Annotated in this window: 12 protein-coding genes and 1 tRNA gene; 4 read left to right on the forward strand and 9 right to left on the reverse strand. The window is 62.9% G+C overall.

Going from position 1 to position 13,971, the window contains the following annotated elements; all coding sequences use genetic code 11:
* Window positions 1–572: 572 nt before the first annotated feature.
* Both NZ993_00005 and NZ993_00010 read right to left on the reverse strand, forming a co-directional pair.
* On the reverse strand, window positions 573–716 hold the full coding sequence (locus tag NZ993_00005) for a hypothetical protein (protein ID MCS7154182.1): 144 nt from the start codon (window positions 714–716) through the stop codon (window positions 573–575).
* Window positions 717–748: 32 nt separating this feature from the next.
* Window positions 749–821, reverse strand: a tRNA-Asn gene (locus tag NZ993_00010).
* A 138-nt stretch (window positions 822–959) separates the two neighbouring features.
* Here NZ993_00010 and dcd point away from each other — a divergent pair.
* From dcd to NZ993_00025, 3 genes are all read left to right on the forward strand, one after another.
* Window positions 960–1,541 carry a dCTP deaminase gene (gene dcd, locus NZ993_00015; GenBank protein MCS7154183.1) on the forward strand — a complete coding sequence of 194 codons (582 nt, stop codon included), beginning with the start codon at window positions 960–962 and terminating at the stop codon, window positions 1,539–1,541.
* Between the two features lie 65 nt (window positions 1,542–1,606).
* The gene (locus NZ993_00020; GenBank protein MCS7154184.1) at window positions 1,607–2,110 is read left to right on the forward strand and encodes a low molecular weight phosphotyrosine protein phosphatase; all 504 of its coding nucleotides are present in this window, start codon (window positions 1,607–1,609) and stop codon (window positions 2,108–2,110) included.
* 17 nt (window positions 2,111–2,127) lie between these two features.
* Window positions 2,128–2,973, forward strand: a complete 846-nt coding sequence (locus tag NZ993_00025) for a fructosamine kinase family protein (GenBank protein MCS7154185.1) — start codon at window positions 2,128–2,130, stop codon at window positions 2,971–2,973.
* Here NZ993_00025 and NZ993_00030 read toward each other — a convergent pair.
* Genes NZ993_00030 through NZ993_00045 form a run of 4 tightly spaced genes read right to left on the reverse strand, consistent with a single transcriptional unit; the run spans window position 2,917 to window position 7,663 of the window.
* Window positions 2,917–3,771 (reverse strand): alpha/beta hydrolase, encoded by an 855-nt coding sequence (locus NZ993_00030; GenBank protein MCS7154186.1) that lies wholly within the window; start codon window positions 3,769–3,771, stop codon window positions 2,917–2,919. The genes NZ993_00025 and NZ993_00030 overlap by 57 nt on opposite strands.
* A complete protein-coding gene (locus tag NZ993_00035) occupies window positions 3,758–4,507 on the reverse strand; it encodes an HAD hydrolase-like protein (protein ID MCS7154187.1) in 750 nt (249 codons plus the stop codon). Before NZ993_00035 ends, NZ993_00030 begins: the two co-directional genes overlap by 14 nt.
* Window positions 4,504–5,301: an SAM-dependent chlorinase/fluorinase gene (locus NZ993_00040; protein ID MCS7154188.1), complete on the reverse strand. Its 798-nt coding sequence runs from the start codon at window positions 5,299–5,301 to the stop codon at window positions 4,504–4,506. Before NZ993_00040 ends, NZ993_00035 begins: the two co-directional genes overlap by 4 nt.
* A gap of 55 nt (window positions 5,302–5,356) precedes the next feature.
* A complete protein-coding gene (locus NZ993_00045) occupies window positions 5,357–7,663 on the reverse strand; it encodes a right-handed parallel beta-helix repeat-containing protein (protein MCS7154189.1) in 2,307 nt (768 codons plus the stop codon).
* A 248-nt stretch (window positions 7,664–7,911) separates the two neighbouring features.
* Between NZ993_00045 and NZ993_00050 the strand changes: the two genes are divergently transcribed.
* Window positions 7,912–10,854, forward strand: a complete 2,943-nt coding sequence (locus NZ993_00050; GenBank protein MCS7154190.1) for a M1 family metallopeptidase — start codon at window positions 7,912–7,914, stop codon at window positions 10,852–10,854.
* A 6-nt stretch (window positions 10,855–10,860) separates the two neighbouring features.
* Here the strand turns inward: NZ993_00050 and pgeF are convergent, their stop codons facing one another.
* Genes pgeF through NZ993_00065 form a run of 3 tightly spaced genes read right to left on the reverse strand, consistent with a single transcriptional unit; the run spans window position 10,861 to window position 13,864 of the window.
* Window positions 10,861–11,607 carry a peptidoglycan editing factor PgeF gene (gene pgeF / locus NZ993_00055; GenBank protein ID MCS7154191.1) on the reverse strand — a complete coding sequence of 249 codons (747 nt, stop codon included), beginning with the start codon at window positions 11,605–11,607 and terminating at the stop codon, window positions 10,861–10,863.
* 2 nt (window positions 11,608–11,609) lie between these two features.
* Window positions 11,610–12,458, reverse strand: coding sequence for a shikimate dehydrogenase (gene aroE, locus NZ993_00060; GenBank protein ID MCS7154192.1), 849 nt, complete (start codon window positions 12,456–12,458; stop codon window positions 11,610–11,612).
* Between the two features lie 14 nt (window positions 12,459–12,472).
* Window positions 12,473–13,864, reverse strand: coding sequence for a tetratricopeptide repeat protein (locus NZ993_00065; GenBank protein ID MCS7154193.1), 1,392 nt, complete (start codon window positions 13,862–13,864; stop codon window positions 12,473–12,475).
* Window positions 13,865–13,971: the final 107 nt, after the last annotated feature.

A 13,971-nucleotide genomic window follows, 5' to 3' on the forward strand; every position in this document is an offset into this window, starting at 1 on the left:
CCAAATCGTGGCCCCGCGCCTCTGCATAACATTCCAATACCAAGACCACAAATCCGGCTCTAACAACCGGTGCGTTTTGTGTAGCGCCGCATGGCCGTTAAGGTAACCCGCGGTCTCCAAGGCCGTCTCTAAATCAGTACCCTGCCTTCTCCCTGGCAGGCTAGCTCTGTTATACACCAAAAAAAGCGATTCAGGGCGGTCTGTGTGGCCTATATGGCTGACTACTGTAAAATCCCCCCAATCTCTTTTCCTGTTGTACGAAGAACATGCTGGGCCCTGGGCCTAGCTCCTTACGCAGGGCAGCCTAGTTTTTTTCATCCTTAGGCCCACAAGGGGCCAAATGCAAAACGTTAAGCTGCTCAGCAAGGCCCCTGGTGAAGTTTGTTCCCCCACCCGTACCTAGGGTGTAATGCTGCGTAAGCGTGCGGTGTACAGCATGAACCTGCCTCCCTTCTTTAGGTGTGCCAGCTTAACCTGGCTAGCCGCAAATAAATTAGGCCCCCAGCAGGGGGGGCGTACAGAAAACAAATCCCTGGCCTGTGGCCAGGGGCTTTCCCGGGCTAGGCTAGCCGTTAGCCAGTTTTGCGTATGACGACGTGCGCCTCCGGCGTGGCGATGATCATACTGGAGATCTCCTGCATGCAGACCTCAAGCACGTCATTCCCGCCGCTTCGGTAAACATTCCCCTCCCTGGTCTCTAACGGCTGGTACACCACAGGGGGCCCTCGTAGGGCCCCCCCTTTGCTTGCTCCCCGGGCAGGACTCGAACCTGCAACCCAGCGGTTAACAGCCGCTTGCTCTGCCAGTTGAGCTACCGGGGAAGGACGGAGGCAAAAATAGACCCAGAGCCTCCGGGTTGTCAATATGCCCCAAACGACCGGGGGCTCTGGAGGGCCGGATTGCCGCCTTCGCCCTGAGCTTTCGATATTTGGGGGCCTCGGGTGATCTGGAGGTAAGGCGTGATCAAAAACGACCGGTGGATCCGGCAGATGGCCGAGCGCGGCATGATCGAGCCCTTCGAGCCCCGTCAGATCCGCCGCGTAGATGGCCTGCCCGTGTTGAGCTATGGGCTTTCCAGCTACGGCTACGACATCCGGCTTAGTCCCACGGAGTTTCGCGTCTTTCGCCGTATCCCAGGCCGGATCGTGGACCCCAAGAACTTCGATCCCGAACACTTGGAGCTAGCCCCTCTGCACGAAGGCCCCGAGGGCAAGTACTTTATCTTGCCCGCCAACTCTTATGGGCTGGGCGTCTCCAAGGAGCGCCTGCAAGTGCCGCCGAACGTCACCGTGCTGGCCATCGGCAAAAGCACCTACGCCCGCTGCGGGATCATCGCCAACATCACGCCTGCGGAAAGCGGCTGGCGCGGATACTTGACGCTGGAGTTCTCGAATGCAAGCTCTGCGGACTGCAAAATCTACGCAGATGAGGGCGTTGTACAGCTGATCTTTCTGGAAGGTGAGCCCTGCGAGGTCACCTACGCCGACCGGGAAGGCAAGTACCAAGATCAGCCCATGCGGGTGATCCTGCCGCGCGTGTAGGCCGGATCCTCAATTCCCAAGAAGGCGTATAGAAGCGGGTCCGCTTTAGTCTGAGGAAGCGATCGATGAACCGTCCGATTCGCGTGCTCTTCGTCTGTTTGGGCAACATCTGTCGCAGCCCTATGGCCGAAGGGATCTTTCGCAAGCTCCTTCGGGAGGTCGGCCTGGAGGGGCGCTTCGAGGTAGATTCGGCCGGCACCGGCTCGTGGCACGTCGGCGAGCCTGCGCATCCGCAGACGCGTCGCATCCTGCAGGAGCATGGGGCCGATTTTCCCCATCGAGCCCGGCAGTTCGGCCCGGAGGATCTGGAGTACTACGATCACATTTTGGTCATGGACAAAGAAAACCTGCGGAACGTGCTCTACTGGGATACGGCAGCTCAGCACGAGCACAAGGTGCGCTTGTTGCGCGCATTTGATTCCGATCCCGAAGACTACGAGGTGCCCGATCCCTGGGGCCAAGGGCGCAAGGCCTACGAACACGTATACGCGATGTTAGAGCGTTCCTGTCGGAACCTGCTCAAGGTCCTCGTGGCCCAATACGCCCTAGAACCCCTTCCGGTTCAATAGCCAAACAGGCCCTGACCGTGCTGCTTGCCGAGCTGCGGGCTTGTCTTGGGGGGACCCCGCGCCGGATGCGCCCCTTGCGAGGGGGCTGCATCCACACCGTGTTGGCCGTGGAGCTTGAGGGAAACGAGACGGTCGTGGTCAAGCAAAACGCCGATGCGCCTCCGGATCATTTTGCGGCCGAAGCCGACGGGCTGCGGCGTCTGGCCGCAACAGGCTTAGTGCGCACGCCCGAAGTGCTGGCGGTGCATCCTCGTGGGATCGTGTTGCGCTATATCGCCCCCGGTCCGGAGACGGATCATGGATGGGAGACTCTGGGTCGGTCTTTGGCCGCGCTTCACGGCGTTCGCGGCCCCGGCTTTGGGTATGAGCGCGACAACTACCTGGGGCTCTGGCCTCAAGCGAATGGGTGGACGGCCGACGGCTTGGCGTTTTTCCGGGAGCGCCGCCTGGAGCCCCTCCTGCGGACGCTGCCCTTGTCGGAGCAAGAGGCGCGGGCGGCGCGGTGGCTATTGGATCACCTGGAGGAGCTACTTGCGGGGTGCGCCGAGGAGCCCGTGCTTTTGCACGGGGATTTGTGGTCGGGCAATGTACACTTCGACGCCCACGGGCGGGCCTGGTTGCTGGATCCGGCCGTTTATTACGGCTGGCGGGAGGCGGAGTTGGCCTTCACGCGTCTTTTCGGAGGGTTCCCGGATCGGTTTTATCGCGCCTACGAAGAGGCGCATCCCCTTAAGCCGGGCTTCTCGGAGCGCATGGACCTGTACAATCTGTATCCCCTCTTGGTGCACTGGAAGCTCTTCGGCGCCTCATATCGGTCCTCGGTGCGGCTCCTGTTGCGTCGTTACGTACCCTTCGCCCTCTAACTTGATCGCCCCGAGCACAGCTCCCACGAAGGCCTCTGGCTGCTCGCGCATGGGCAGATGTCCGGCCTCGGGCACCACAATCACCCTTGCCCTGGGCAGGCGCTTGCGGATCCTGCTTGCCCAGCGCAAGGGCAGCAGCCGATCGGATGCACCCCAGAGCAGGGTTACGGGCGTTTTGAGGCGATCTGAAAGGTTGCGGCGCAGGCCCCAGCGATCCAGATCCATCCATCGGGAGGAGCGCACAAGGGCCGCCAACGTGTCCCGATGGGATCGGCGCTGTTCGGGGTCCGCATCCGGCAAAAGCAGGCGCAGGAGCAGATGGGCCATGACGGGATGCGAGAAAAAGCTCCTGAAGACCGTGCCCAGCCCGGGCACGTGGGCCAAGAGCGGAAGCTTTTCAGCGGGATGCCAGCCGGCGGGCGCGACCAGGATCAGGTGGCTGAGGCGCTGGGGATGCCAGAGGGCTTGCGCCAAGCCGATTTTTCCGCTCAGCGAGTGCGCCACAAGAGGGGCTCGTTCGATGCCCAGCGCCTCTTGAAAAGCGCATAGCAGGCTTACGTATAGCGGAAGGCTGTAGCAAATGTTCCGAGGCCGTTCGGATTCGCCGAAGCCCAAAAGATCAAGCGCATAAAGCGTATAGCCGGCCTCGGCCCAGTATGGGGCGGTCATCCGGTACAGGCGGCCGCTTGCCCCAAAGCCGTGAAGACCAACGATGGGGCGACCTTCCGGGGCTCCCGCCCGGTAGAAGCGATGGCGGAAGCCCTCAAGCCTTATCGTGAAGGCCTCAAAGTCCCGCATCCTGTGGGGTGCCGTCTAGCAGCGCAGCGAGCGCCACTTCGGGAGGTTCTAGGCGCTCGAGCACGCGCCAGGCCCCGACTTGCCGAAGCGCCTCGGCCCCGTAAGGACCCGTGGCCACGGCCAATACGCGGACCCCGTACGGAAGACCGCAGCGTACGTCGTATTCGGTGTCCCCGACTAGCAGGGTTTCTTGGGCCGTGAAGTTTCGCCGCGCATAGGCGGCGGCGCGGGCCCAAGCGATGGGCAAAAGCCGATCGCGCTCCGCATCGTCGCTGCCGAAGGCCCCTAGCAAGGGGGGGTCCGCATCGTTCGGGGTCTTCCGCTGTCGCGGAAAGTATTCTAAAAGCCCCGCCGCCGCTAACTTCAGCCGAGCGCCGGCTTCGAGGTTGCCCGTAAGCAGGCCTAAAAGCACCTCAGTACGCGCTCGCAGGCCCTCTAAAAGCGCGCGCACACCCGGCAGCACCTCTACGTGTTCGGGCCGCAGCTCCTCGGCCAGACACACAAGGTATCGCCTGAGGGCCTCCGGCAGTCCAGCCGCGATCTCTTCTTCGGGCACCCCGCCTAGACGGGCCAGGTCCCGGAAGATCTGCGGATCGGTCTTGCCCGCAAACGCGTAGCCCTGAGCGGAGATGCGACGCCCGAAGACCTCCTGCAGGATCGTTTCCACCAGGGGTCGGCTGCGGCCGCGCACGCGCAGCAGCGTTCCGTCGATGTCGAACAAAATAAGCCGCTTCATGGCTCCCAGGACACCAGAACGCGCTGGCCCACCTTAAGGTCGAAAACGCCAGCGGCTGAGCCCTCTCGGATGGCCAGTTCGATGAAGCCGGCGCTGCCCACAATGGCCAGGGCTTGTCCCGGATCGACCGCCGCGTAGGCGGGCACAAGGCCCCGGCAGCGCAGGTCTTTGGCGGTGAACACGGGCGTTCGATTTGGGGGGAGGTCTTCGGGCCGGATGTTGGTGATGAGGTTGCCGAAGCGATCGACGTGCAAGATCTGGCCCACTATGTACGCATCGCCGCGAATCGGCCGCGTCCACTGCGCCGGGGTAAGCTCCCGTATGGGGCTTCCGAGCGCTTCTAGGGGCACTCCGTTGGCCAGATGTGCAGCCACGGGGGCGAAGATATCCCGGCCGTGAAAAGTTCGGCTGACTTCGGGCCGAAACCATTCGGGTCGATCGAGCACGACGGCCTCAAAGGGCGACTCATCGAGCAGAAGCTTTAGCAGCCCGTTATCGGGGCCTACGAAGTAGTAGCCGTTGGCCCGCACGGCTACGGGACGCCGTTGGCTTCCGACGCCCGGATCGACGACAAACACGTGTATGGTCTCGGGGGGAAAGTGCGCGTAGGCATGCCGCAGCACGAAGGCTCCGTGCAGGATATCATGGGGCCGGATCTCGTGCGATAGGTCCACAAGGTGCACATCGGGGGCCCGGCATAGGATCTCCCCCTTCATCGCGCCCACGAAGTAATCGGCGGTGCCGAAGTCCGTTAACAGCGTGATAATGCGAGCCATGCGAACCCGAATGCCCATGCGCGCTTCAAGATAGGTCTCTTAAGCCTCCGGCGACAACGCGCTGCGTTCGGGCCTAGGGCCGGCCCAACCATAGAAGCGGCTGCTGTTTGCTGGGGCGACCGTCTACTAGGAGAAGCGCCAGATACCACCCTGCGGGTAGTCCTTTGGGGGAGCAGCGGATCTCATGAGCGCCCGCCTCATAGGTGCCCTCTAGGAATCGGCCCACAAGACGGCCCAGCACATCATAGAGGAGCAGCTGCACCCGGGCGGTGCGAGCCAGTTGCAGGCGCACCGTTATCGTATTTCGTGCCGGGTTGGGAAAAAAAGCCGGGTTTGGAGTTACGGCAAGCTCGCTTTGTCGGGACCAGCCCGTCGGGATGACCGAAGCAAGTTCGCGCGATTCGCTGTAAATCGATTGCCCTGGGCCCATCTCCAGACGGATCCGGTAATGGATACGCGCCCTAGCCGGCACAGGATCAAGATAACGTCCCTCGGGCTCGAAGCGTAGCCGTGCGACCGGAAAGAACGGCTCTTGATCCCGGGCGCGCTCGATAAGAAGGTGCGAGAAGCGGACGTCCGTTTGAACGCGCCAGCGTATGACGGCCGTCGTATCGTCTTGTCGGCTCACCTCCAGGGTGATCCGGCTCAAGAGGGTCGAGGTCCCCAGCACTTCGATTGCGCCCAGATCGGGCGCGGCTCCGTAGTAGGGAAGGCCTACGTCTCGACCGGCATCTAGAGCGGGGCTATTGGGGGGAGGTTCAAAGGCGCTTTGCCATTCCGATAGGCCGTTTCGTCCGACTAAGAAGGGACGCAATGCGGGATCGACATATCGGCTGTGGAGGTCTTGTCCGCTTATGGCTTGGTAGGCCTGCCAGGATAGGTCGGATTCATGCCATCGGACGACGGGGCCGCCGTCTGCGCGCCACCAGAGGTTGTAATCGGAACGAAAACCCGATCGGGCTTCGCCGTATACCTTCAGGGCCGGCGTTTGGGTCGTGCTCACGGCCAGGCAGTTCGTCAGCCGCACCGTGGTCGGGGCGTTGTCCTGGGGGATGTCGTTGACGAACCAGCCTGAGGCGAACTCCGCCATCAGAGTCGGTAGGTGCGTGTTATTACCCCAAGAGGTGCAGTGCAAATACTCCACCTCTTGCGCGTCCAGGGCCTGAAAGCCCGCCGAGAGGTTATCAAAGGCGATACAGCGTACGTATTGGATACGCCGACTAAAGCGATCCGCAAAGAACCCCCAGGCTCCGTAGCGGGTGCGCACAGCGGGGTCACGGCCGATCCCGTTGGAGAACGACACGCAGTCTGAGTACGTAACGTCCTCAACGTCCTCGAACGTCGAAAAGCCCGATTCGTCGTCGCGGAGCAGCGCGTTGTGATGCGCGATGGCGCGTTGGACTTGCACTTGGCGCGTGCGCACCAGGTTTACGCCCCCAGCTCCGCAGTGGCTCACTTCCAGGTCCTCGATAAGCACGTTTTCGGCGTTGCGGATCAAGATGCCCACGTCTTTTGCGCGCGTAACGGTAAGACGACGTAAAATAATGCCTACGTGTTTGCGGGACTCGTTTGCCTGCAGGAGCATACCCCGCATCCCCACGTCGCGGATCACCACGTCCTCGACCACTAGTCCCCGTTGCCCCTCGTAGGCCCACACAAATCCGTCGCTGTGGCTTTTCTCGATGATGAGGTTTCGAAAGGTCCAGTAGCTGGAGTGCCAGATGAGCACGGTGCCACGGTTGTCCTCATAGGCGGCTGGGCCGTTTGAGCCCCGCAGGATGAGGTTTTCGATCACGATATGGTGCCGATAGCCGCCGTCGCTGACGACGCAGTCCCGGCTGTCGTATTCGATCTGTTTGGTGTCGGGATGGCTATCGTCGAAAGTGCGCACGTACAGGTAGCCGTTCTGGTAGGCCCACTGCCCGGGTCCATTTAGCGCCCCGAGGTCGGCTCGGCGCTGCAAGGGTTGCAGGTTTTCGAAGACCTGCCGAGGCTCCCAGCCTTCCCAAGGAGGGAGCACGGGGCAGCGGTAAATCCGACCCCGGTAAAGTTGCCATCCTGTGGCCACCTCAAGGGAGGTTACGACGACCTCCCCCAGCCGACGGGCTCGAAACGTAATCGGCGCACCGGGTCTGCCGCTTCGCCGCGGAAAGAGCACCTCCCGGTATACTCCGGGTAGCAGGATGACCGTATCCCCCGGGCCGGCCACAGTGGCCGCTTTGCCAATAGTGCGAAAGGCCCGTTCCGGACTCCTGCCGTCGGCTCCGTCGTGACCCGATGGACTTACGTAATAGATTGTCTGCGCCAGCAGGGCATCCGTGGACCCCAACAGCGCCCAGACGATAAGCAGGATCCACGCGCGTGTTCGAATGCGCCTCATGGCGACGTTCTTCTAAAGACCTTCTGGTCGCTTGCCACTGCTCCCCGAGTCGTCTTTCTGCTTCGCCTCGTGGGGCTTGAGTGCCAACAAACCTGAGAGCAAAATAAAGGCCAGTCAGGGAAGAGTAAAGCCTCTAGATTCGGGGTACAGGGGGGTCGAAATCGCGTAAGTCAATAAATCGTTACACCTCAAAGCCGCGCTCGTAGCGTTTCTTCGTTGCGGGGATTCGAAATAGGGAGCCAGAACACATGCGTCGATGGCTATTGCTGTTGCCTGTTGTGCTCGTGACGGGGACCGTTGAGGGAGCCCGTCCGGAGCGATGGCAACAGCGGGTTCGCTACCAGATGGAGGTGACCCTAGATCCCGCTACGCACCGGATGCGGGGATGGCAGCGTCTGCTCTATTACAACCACAGTCCAGATACGCTCCGGCGCCTGTTTTATCACCTTTATTTCAACGCCTTTCAGCCGGGTAGCATGATGGACGTACGCAACCGTACCATAACGGATCCGGATGCGCGCCTGGAGCGCATCCGCCGCCTCAGGCCTGAGGAGTACGGCTGGCACCGGGTGCGCGAGCTCACCCAGGACGGCAGTCCGGTATCCTGGCGCCTGCGGGAGACGGTCCTAGAGGTGACGCTGAACCGTCCCCTTGCGCCGGGGGATTCGACCGTGCTTGAGATGCGCTTTGAAAGCCAAGTGCCCCTTCAGATCCGCCGCAGCGGCCGGCACAACGCCGAGGGCGTCGACTATTCCATGGCCCAATGGTACCCGAAGCTTGTCGCCTACGACGCCGAGGGATGGCATCCGGACCCTTATGTGGGCCGGGAGTTTTATGGCATCTGGGGCGATTTCGAGGTGAAGATTCGGCTTCCGGCCCACTACGTGGTCGGGGCCACGGGTGTACTCCAGAACCCCCAGGAGGTGGGACACGGCTATGCGGGCGATCCCGACATCGACGGGCGGCCCCGAAGCCCTCAGGACACGTTGACGTGGCACTTTCTGGCCCGCAACGTGCACGATTTCGCCTGGGTCGCAGACCCCGAATTTCGGCATGAAGTCGTGCAGGGCCCGGAGGGCATCCGGATTCATCTGCTCTATCTGCCCGAGGTAGCCCCGCGATGGCGCCCGATGCGCCAATGGGTGCCGCGCATTTTGGAGTTCTGCATCCGCACCTTCGGCCCGTATCCGTACCCGCAGCTTACGGTTGCTCAGGCCGGAGATGGGGGGATGGAGTATCCGAACATCGTCTTCATCACGGGCCGCCGCAGCCCGATGAGCCTGCTCGGCGTCACGGTGCACGAGATTGTGCACAATTGGTTCTACGGGCTGCTGGCCAACAACGAAAGCCGGGAGGCCTGGCTGGATGAGGGCTTTACGAGCTGGGCTACGCAGGAGGGGATCGCCTACGTGTTGGGTCTTAAGCCGGATCATACGGGTTCGTATGTGGCGTACCTGCGCACCGCCTTAAGCGGTCTGGAGGAGCCCATGGCCCTGCACAGCGATCATTTCGCCACGCATCAGGCCTATACGACGGCGGCTTACGCCAAGGGCGCCGTCATCGTGGAGCAGCTGCGTTCTGTGATCGGACCTGAGGCGCACGCGCAGCTGATGCGCCGCTACTACGAAGCCTGGCGTTTTCGACATCCCACGGCCCGCGATTTCGCCCGCCTGGCTGAGCGCGTAAGCGGCATGGAACTGGACTGGTACTTTATGCAGTGGCTTTACACGACGCGCAAGCTCGATTACGCTGTAGAGCACATGCGTCGTCGGCCGCTCCCGGACGGCCGCTGGGCTGTGGAAGTGCGGCTGCGCAACCGAGACCTGGCGCTGGCTCCGGTGGACTTGGCTTTGCGGCTGGCCGACGGTTCGATTCAGCGGGTCCACATACCCCAGCTCATCCAATGGGGGCACCGGCCCTTGGCTGCCCGAGAACGCCTGGGCGATCCTTGGCGCTGGACGGATCCCGTCTACGTGTACCGGGACACTCTGCCGGCCCGGCCCGTGCGCGTGGAGCTGGATCCTGAGCTTCGGCTGCCGGATTACAACCGGCTCAACAACGTGTGGGGTCGCCCCGGCCCGGTGCGCTGGTCCTTTCTTGAGCCCGTAGAGCCCGGTTGGAGGCACTACCACGTAGCTTGGCGTCCAGCCTTCTGGTACGCCTCGCACACGGGCCTGCGCCTGGGTCTGGATCTGGATGGGGCCTACTTGTTTGGAGATCGCGCCATAAGCGCCACGGCTTGGATCCAGTCGGGTCCCCTCCGCAAGCCGCGGCCCGGCCTAGAGGCGCAGGCGAGCGCAAGCCGGCAGTTAAGCCCCTACGCGCAAAGCGCGCTGCGCTGGGCTCGGCTCTGGGGCATAATGGAGCTGCGCTGGACGGCCCAGCTTCGGCATTCGGTCTTGCCCGGGCCGCGCAGAGGCGCCCTAGAGCTCATGCTCACCTATCAGCACGCCCCTCAGAGCCGCTTTCGGGGTCCGGGCTTTCAATGGGAACCCCGTCAAGAGCTTACGCTGGGGCTCGCCCTGCAGGAGTCGGACCGGTTCGGAGGCGGAGGCCGGCTGCAGCTAGAAGGCTCAAACTCGGGGCTGCGGGCCATGCTGTGGCGGCAATGGGTATGGCCGCTAGGCCAAGATGCGCTCATCGGAAGACTTCTTGCGGGGTCAGCCGGCTCCCGCATTGCAGCCCACAAGCGCTTCCTGCTGGGCCTGGGCACCCCTGAGGCCCAGTGGCGCAACGCGGCTTACGCGTATCTGTCGAACGCCGGCCAGCCGATCCTGCAAGATAGCTACGCGCCCGTACACGGCTACGGGCCCGTCGGGCGCGGAGCAAGCCGGTGGCAAAGCGGCACTCATGTGCTGAGCGCAAGCCTGTCCTATGTACGTTCTGCCCCTCTGGGCAGAGGGGAGCTTATCAGACCGCTTCGGCTTGAGCTTATGGGAGCCCTGGGTGCGCTATGGAATGGCTCCTGGCGCGATCGGCTTCGCTCGGCCGCGGGCTGGCAGCTAGAGGTGGCGGCCGCCCTCGGGTATCGGATCCGCGAGTTTGCCCGCTTGTCGCGATGGGTGGCTCAGTCGGAGCTGCTGCGGACGCTAGAGGTGACGGTGCGCCTGCCCCTGCTAGCCGGGCACCTCTCGGAGCCGGTTCTCAAGGTTCAGCAGCCGTACTTGGGGCTGCTGGTAGCCCCCTGGTAGGGCGCTTTAGGCGGATCGGCCTATGAGGCCCATCATGCGTCCGGTGCGCCCTTGAGCGCCGCGATGCGAAAAAAAGCGCTCCGGATCGTCCAGGGTGCAGGCGGAGGAGACCTCCAGGTGCTCTGGATCCAGCCCGAAGGCCAGGAGCGCGTCCCCCAAGAAGCGCTTCAGATCCACGTGCGCTCGTCCGTTGGGTCCAGGCAGCACAACGGACTCCGGAAAGCGAGCGGCCACTTCGGCTCCGACCTCAAAATGGCAGGCCCCGATCGCCGGGCTGATGTAGGCGCGGATCCGCTCGGCCCGAGCGCCTAGCTCTTGCATGAGCCGCAGGGTTTCGAAGAGCACCCCAGAGGCCGCTCCTCGCCAGCCGGCGTGAGCCGCGCCGATCACCCCCGCTTCGGGGTCGGCCAGCAGCACCGCCGCGCAGTCGGCCACGGTCACGCCAAGCAGCAGCCCGGGCCGGTCCGTTACAAGAGCGTCCACGCCCGGCACATGCCCGGGCTGGCGCACGAGCGCGACCCGGTTTCCGTGCACCTGTCCGGCCGTGACCCAACAAGAAAGGGGCATCGCCAGCGCCTCGGCCACACGGCGGCGGTTTTCCCAGACGCGTTCGGGTGCATCTGCTGTGTTGAGCCCCAGATTGAGCGTATCAAAGGGCGCGGGGCTTACCCCGCCGCGGCGCGTGGTGAAGGCGGCCACGTACCCGGAGAGCTCGTCAAACAAGCGGGGCCGAATGAGCGCCAGATCGGGCATCGCTACAGCAGGCCGTCGAGAGCTGAAGAGACGACCTCTAGGGGCATTTCGCGTCCGGTCCAGAGCGTATAGGAGGCCGCGGCCTGATGCACAAGCATGGCCAACCCGTCGACGATCTCCACCCCGCTGGCTGAGGCCTCCCGAAGCCAATGCGTCAGCCGGGGTCGGTAGACCAGATCAAAGGCGATCTGTCCAGGTCGGTAAGCGGAGGGATCGGTCCATGGGGAGCCGTCCTCCTGGGGGCTCATGCCCAGGGGGGTGGCGTTGACCAGCAGCTGCGCTTCCTGTACGTCCTGGCGGGCTTCCGCCCAACTGCAAACGCGCCAGCTAACGGCCGGGCCATAAGGCTCTAGGTGCGCCTTGAGCGCGCTCGCCCGTTTTAAGTTGCGCGCCACAAGCGTGATCCGGCTAACCCGGTAGGCCGTAAGGAGCCCGTATACGACCGCTCGGGCCGCGCCGCCAGAGCCGAAGACCACGGCGCCTCCACCGCTAATGCGGTCCTCGTAGGGCGCAAGGGCTCGCACGAAGCCCCATACATCCGTGTTTTCGGCCCATAGCCTGTTGCCGTCGTTTACGATCGTGTTGGCCGCGCCCACGGCCTGGACCGTATCCGAAAGAGCGTCCACCCAGGGCAGGACCGCCTCTTTATAGGGGATTGTCACATTGGCTCCGCGAAAGTCCATCGCCCAAAGCCCCAGCAGCACGGCGGGCAGCCGGGCTGGATCCGTCACATCCAGAAGCAGGTACTCATAAGGCAGCCCGTGATGCCGAAAGGCCGTGTTGTGAAGCAAAGGCGAAAGCGAGTGGTCGACCGGATGTCCGATCAGAGCGACGTAGCGGACGGCGGCCATACCGCGTCCGATCCTCAGCGGGGCTCTTCCCAGTGTCGCAGAATAGCGGGAAAGGCGCGGATCAGCTCCTCGCGCAGCGCCGGTTCTAGCTGTGCAGCCGCGCGCAGGGCTTGCAGGCTTTCTCGATACCGACCCAGGTTGTACAGAGCCCGGGCGCGTTGGTAGTGGGCCTGCGCCCATTGCGGCCGCTGCTGCAGCGCCTGTTCGAAGGCATAGAGGGCTTGATCGAAGCGGCCCGTTTCCAGCAAGGTGTCCCCGTAGTCGTACCAGGCCTCCGCGTTTTGCGCATCCAGGTCCAATAGAATCCTGTAGCTTTCTAGGGCTTGTTCTAGGCGTCCCAGGTTGTATTCGGTGTCGGCCCGCGCATACCAGTATTCGGGATTGTCGGGATCCAAGCGGGCGGCCTGGACGAAATGGCGCAGGGCGGATTTGTAATCCTCCAGGCTGTCAAAACAGAGGCCCAGGTTGTAATGCGTCTCGGCGTGTTCCGGGTTTTGGGCCAGGGCTCGCTGATAGTAGCGGATGGCGGCGTGTAGATTGCCCAGCTCTTGATGGCAGAGGCCCAGGTTAAAGAGCGCCCCGAAATCCTCTCCCTCAAGCCTAAGCACTTCTTCGAAGGCCTCTAGCGCCTCCTGGAGGCGGCCCAGCTGCAACAGCACATGGCCTCTGTTGAAGTGAGCGGCGCTGAAATGCGGTTCAATGGCTAGGGCCATTTCGTAGCTCGACAGGGCTTCCTCCAAGCGGTTGAGTTGGCCCAACACGAGGGCGCGATTATACCAGGCGTTTGCCGAGAAGGGGTGTTCTTCTAGATGGCGATCGTAGGCTTCCAGGGCGCGTTCCAGTTTGCCGAGCGCTTCGTAACAGTAGCCGAGTTCATACCACGCCTCGCGGTGCTGCGGATTGCGCTCCGCGTAGTCCTCCAGAAGCGGCAAGGCCTCCTCAAAACGCTCTTGCCGTTCCAAAACGAGCGCCAAATTGAAGGCCGCTTCCTCATCTTGGGGGCTGCGCCGTAGCACCTCGCGAAAGGCCTCCTCGGCCTCCTCAAGACGGCCCAGGCCTTCGAGCGCGATCCCGCGATGCAGATGCAAATCCAGATCTGTGGGGTTCAGATACTGAGCCTGCTCGAGGCTCTCAAGCGCCTCCTCAAATCGGCTCAAATGATTGAGGGCGATCGCGCGCCGGATCAGATGGTCTGAGCTAAAGGGGTATTGCTCGATGAGGCGATCCAGAATCCGCAGCGCCTCCTCGTAGCGCTCCTGCTCCAGGTAATAACTGGCGGCCTCTTCCAGCACCTCGGAGTCCACGTATCCCTCTGCGTCCTCTAGCAGACGCTCAAAGCGCGCCTCTGAATCCCCGTACATCGAGGACTCCGGATCGTCATCGAAGAGGTAATCAAACCAGCTCATGGAAGCCCGCGCGCTCCGAAGACGCTTCCGAAGGTACGACGTCTAAAGTTGAAGCACAAGGCGCGTGCCGGAGTCCAGAGAGTCGATGTGGGGGGATAGCTTGATAA

The organism is Bacteroidota bacterium (assembly GCA_025059945.1).
GTDB lineage: Bacteria > Bacteroidota > Rhodothermia > JANXDC01 > JANXDC01 > JANXDC01.